At 36.2% G+C, this 3,312-nt stretch carries 2 protein-coding genes; one reads left to right on the top strand and one right to left on the bottom strand.

All coding sequences use genetic code 11. The features are described 5' to 3' along the window. Positions 1-156 precede the first annotated feature (156 nt). Positions 157-1,368 carry an MFS transporter gene (locus tag FHL05_RS12235; protein WP_153385582.1) on the bottom strand — a complete coding sequence of 404 codons (1,212 nt, stop codon included), beginning with the start codon at positions 1,366-1,368 and terminating at the stop codon, positions 157-159. A gap of 217 nt (positions 1,369-1,585) precedes the next feature. Between FHL05_RS12235 and FHL05_RS12230 the strand changes: the two genes are divergently transcribed. Further along, on the top strand, positions 1,586-3,226 hold the full coding sequence (locus FHL05_RS12230; protein ID WP_153522846.1) for an aryl-sulfate sulfotransferase: 1,641 nt from the start codon (positions 1,586-1,588) through the stop codon (positions 3,224-3,226). Positions 3,227-3,312 lie beyond the last annotated feature (86 nt).

Here is a 3,312-nt window from a genome sequence, read left to right as displayed (position 1 = left end):
TTTTTTCATAGCTTGTACAATAGGCAACCCATTATTAACATCTGTTATACAAGCCAATTTAATATCTTTTGAAAACAAAGAAAACCCTCCCGTTGGATTACTCCAACTAGGAGGGTTCACTTCACAATAATTGAGTACCATGCTTTTTACTTACTATTAGATGTTTTTATAGTTAGCAGCTTTTAGATTAGTAATAGTTAGCATGACAATCAAACTAATGATATAAAGCGTTGAGATAAAGACCATAACTGTCATGATGTTGTAGTTATCTAGAATAAAACCAATTGCTAAACTTGAGAATCCACCGATACAGCGACCGACGTTCATAATAACGTTGTTAGCAGTTGCTCTGACTTCAGTAGGATAAAGGCGACTAACGATAGCACCATAACCGGCAAACATTCCGTTTGAGAAGTAACCAACAACTGCACCCACGATGATCAATGACCAAACGTTACTTGGTAAAGTCAGGATGTAAACTCCAATTGCTGAAGCAGTTAAGAAAATTCCGAATGCTAGACGAGGTCCTAAGTTATCAAGAATCCAACCGAAAGTTAACATGCCGGCACACATTCCTAAGATGGTTGCAATCATCCAAGTTGAAGCCCCAACTGTTAAGTTCATTTGTTTTTGCATGATTGTTTGCAGCCAGTTCATTAATCCAAAGTAACCGGCGATTTGAACGATAGCCATTACCATTAAAGCAATTGTTTGATAAGCAATCTTTGGTGTTGCAAAAAGTTGTTTGATATTGCCGTTCTTTTGTTTGGAGGAATTAGTAAAGGTCTTGCTTTCTCTTAAATGGTGTCTGATGAAGAAGGTAATAATCACTGGGATAACACCGAATAAGAAGAGGGCATGCCAACCTAGAGTTGGGAGAATGAAGGCGGCTAAAAGTGAGGCGAAGATGGCACCAATTTGTCCAGCCATACCGACCCACGAAGATACTCTTCCTAGTTTGTCTTTAGAGAAACTTTCGGCTAAGACAGTCATTCCGATACCATATTCACCACCGGCACCGATACCGGCAATGAAACGACAGATATAGATCATAGTCAAGTTATGAGCAAAGAACATTGCTGCTGTCGCAAAGGCAAAGATAAAAATTGTATGACTGAAAGTTTTGATACGACCGATTTTATCGGCTAAAATTCCAAAAAAAATACCACCTAATAACATACCAATATTTGTGATTGTCGAGATAAGTCCCGCTTGCGTTCCACTTAAATGCAATTCAGCGATGATGGATGAGAGGGCGAATGATAAGAACATCACGTCCATATTTTCTAATCCAAATCCTGAAGCTGTGGATGCAACCACTTTCTTTTGGTAGCTATCGAGCTGGTTGTTATTTGTTGCTATTTTCATGTTTTTTTCCTCCAAAATTGACGCTCACTGACGTCATTTATTTCGCTTGCAGGTATCATAGCACAAGAAAAAAATCCAAACAAGTTTATTTTTGATTATGAGTCGCTTGGCTGGACTTTATGTTAGGGATTTCATAAAATCTTCATGGAAAGTTGACAAAATGTATATTTTATTTCGATAAAATGAATTGTTGGAAATTATTAATGGAGGGAAATAAATGAAAAAATATCTCGGAATAGGAGTTATTTTATCGCTATTTATCGTGATATTGGTCGGGTGCAGTGGACAATCTAAATCTCAAAACGTGCCATTGTCGACTGCTCAAATCAAGAAAAATATCGGTTCTAAACTGATCAGTACGCGCGAAGATTCACAAAAGAAATTAACAAAAAAATATCAAGAGGAAACTAAAAAAGATTCGAATACATTGGATAATCCGTATGTAAAAGTTAATCCATATAAAGATTCGCCACTGACAGCTTTGATGATTTTTAAAACTGATTCAGCTGCTAAGGTTTCTTATGTCGTTCAAGGAAAGACAAACAATACCGATGTATCTAATAACGTTAAGGGTTATAAAAAGACGCACCAAGTTCCTATTATGGGATTGTATGCTGATGAGACTAATACAGTAACAGTAACAGTTGAGTATAAAAATGGTACAACGGAAACTAAGACTCTAAAGATTAAAACTGGGGCTTTGCCAAAATATGTCAAAGCTGCCAAGGTTTCAGTTTCTAAAAATGATAAGTCGAAGATGGATATTGGGACTAATAAATTAACTTTAATCAATCGAACAACCAAAGAGCCATTTGCGATTGATGCGGATGGAGCAGTTAGATGGTATTCGACTGACTATTCTCAACATACTATCGAACAAACAGACGACGGCCACTTATTGATTTTGACCAAGAAAAATGTTGATTCTTCAGTTTATAATGACTTGATTGAAACTGATCCAATGGGAAGAGTTTACAAAGAATACAGTTTCAACAGTAAAGTTAAATCAAACGACAGTGGAAACTCCAAAGATGAAACGACTGTTATTCACCATGACTTATTGGAATTACCAAACAAGGATATTTTAGCCACAGTTAATGACGGTTCGAAGTATAAAGAAGATGTCATGGTTCAAATTTCTCATAAAACCGGTAAAATCGTCAAAGTAATTGATTTGAAGCGCATCTTGCCTAAGTCAATGTACGAAAATTATAAAGCTGGTTCTGACAAGAAAGTCGATTGGTTCCACCAAAATGCCGTCGATTATGATAAAACAGACAATACTATCATGATTTCTGGTAGAAACCAAGATATGATTATGAAACTAAATTACAAGACTAATAAGATAATTTGGATTTACAGTGGAAAATCTAAGTCATCATGGCCTAAGAAGTATCGTAGCAAGATATTGACACCAACCAAAGGCACCACAATAACCGGAGGCCAACACGGATTATATCAATTGAATAAGACTGCTGATGGAGAAAATATTATCCTGTATGACAACAATATAGACGTCACGAATGGAGATAAGAAAACATCAGGTAAGTATTCACAAGCTGTGCAATATCATGTGAACGAAAAGAAAATGACTATTGACCAAAAATGGTCCTACGGAAAAAACCTCGGAAAGGCTAACTTTACAAATATAATTGGCTATGCCGAAAGAGAATCAAATGGAAACACCTTGATAGACTTTGGTTACAAGGATAAAGGTAAAGAAAGTAATATTATTGAAGTAGATCCAGAAGGAAATCAAGTCTTTAACGTAACGATTAAGAACGCCTCGACAAAAGCTTATGTTTATAGGGCTTATCTGGACTTAAGTCAAATCCTCGGACACGAACTCTATTCTTAATTTAACAAACTGAAGCCGTTGGTTTCTTCGAATTGCTTAGGGGTCATATAGCTTAAAGCACTGTGAATTCTTTTACGGTTGTACCA

Source organism: Companilactobacillus halodurans, assembly GCF_009600995.1.
Lineage (GTDB): Bacteria > Bacillota > Bacilli > Lactobacillales > Lactobacillaceae > Companilactobacillus > Companilactobacillus halodurans.
This window is presented reverse-complemented; position numbering and strand designations above follow the sequence as displayed.

Coding starts and splice junctions, on each gene's coding strand:
- FHL05_RS12235 (WP_153385582.1), bottom strand. CDS start 1,368: ATGAAAATAGCAACAAATAACAACCAGCTCGATAGCTACCAAAAGAAA.
- FHL05_RS12230 (WP_153522846.1), top strand. CDS start 1,586: ATGAAAAAATATCTCGGAATAGGAGTTATTTTATCGCTATTTATCGTG.